Annotated in this window: 2 pseudogenes; both read right to left on the bottom strand. The window is 47.0% G+C overall.

The features are described 5' to 3' along the window. Window positions 1-112 (bottom strand): annotated as a pseudogene (locus tag V7083_RS18185) (BMC domain-containing protein); the annotation flags it as partial. 47 nt (window positions 113-159) lie between these two features. Beyond that, window positions 160-558: pseudogene (locus tag V7083_RS18180) on the bottom strand (acetaldehyde dehydrogenase); the annotation flags it as partial.

Here is a 558-nt window from a genome sequence, read left to right as displayed (position 1 = left end):
TCACGGTAACAAGACCGCCGCCAACTTGAACCTTACCTACCAGGCGTACATCTGCAGCTTTTACCATCGCATCTGCCGCCTCAATCGCTCCGACTAACCCTTTTGTTTCAATCATTCCTAATGCTGAGGTTGCCCCACTCATTCTATTCCCCTCCTAAATTATGGTTTTAATTGTGTTAGAACCTGTAAGACAATATTGGTGATTTCTTCTTCTGTGATCTCCCACTCCTCTTTTGCTACCGGTGGATCTTCAGTCATTTCCCGGATTCCAAATGCCACCCGTTTAATATTCATCAAATGCTGTGGACCAATGTTGTCAGAGGTAATGTTGTTTCCATATGTCCCGCAACCCAGTGTCAAAGAAGGAAAAATTCCAGTGGTTGCCCCGATCCCGCCAAAAGTAGTCCCGGAATTTACCACGATTCTACCAGCCGGCTTTTTTAAAGCAAACTCTCGAATAATCCCCTCATCCGCTGCATGGATTCCCAACGTATGCCCGAGACCGCCCACTTCGAGTAGTTTCAAACACAATGCGCAGCCTTCCTCCCAATCCTTCAC

Source organism: Bacillus sp. JJ1764 (assembly GCF_036962145.1).
Taxonomy (GTDB): Bacteria; Bacillota; Bacilli; order Bacillales; family Cytobacillaceae; genus Neobacillus.
The sequence above is the reverse complement of the archived record's forward strand: the minus strand, read 5'-3'. Positions and strand labels throughout refer to the sequence as shown.